1 protein-coding gene is annotated in these 543 nt (G+C 62.2%); it reads right to left on the reverse strand.

Translation table 11 applies throughout. The features are described 5' to 3' along the window. Positions 1 to 543, reverse strand: a 543-nt coding sequence (locus tag A5701_RS06300) for a class I SAM-dependent methyltransferase (RefSeq protein ID WP_156669949.1), incomplete at both ends; no start/stop codon positions are given.

A 543-nucleotide genomic window follows, 5' to 3' on the forward strand; every position in this document is an offset into this window, starting at 1 on the left:
GAAGTGCACGATCTCGTGCGTCAGCGTCATGCCCCGCGCCCTGGCCTCCTTGAAGGAGGGGCGAACGATGGTGTGCAGCAACATGATTCCGTCGGACGGCAGCACCTGGTAGGCCATCTTGAAGAAGCGGCCGTAGCGCTGGCGGCCGAAGTGCTCGAAGGCGCCGATCGAAACGATGCGGTCGACGGGTTCGTGAAACTTCTCCCAGCCCTCCAGCAGCACCCGCCGGGTGCGGGGGGTGTCCATCTCGTCGAACGTTCTCTGGACGTGCTCGGCCTGGTTCTCCGACAACGTCAGGCCCACGACGTTGACGTCGTACTTCTCGATGGCCCGGCGCATGGTCGCGCCCCAGCCGCAGCCGATGTCCAGCAGCGTCATGCCCGGCTCGAGATTCAACTTGCCCAGCGCCAGGTCGATCTTGGCAAGCTGCGCCTCTTCGAGCGTCATGCCCTCGCGTTCGAAATAAGCGCACGTATAGCCCATTGTCGGATCTAGGAACAGGGCAAAAAACTCGTCCGAAACGTCGTAGATGGATTGCGATTC

This window comes from Mycobacterium sp. E3305, assembly GCF_001666785.1.
Taxonomy (GTDB): Bacteria; Actinomycetota; Actinomycetes; order Mycobacteriales; family Mycobacteriaceae; genus Mycobacterium.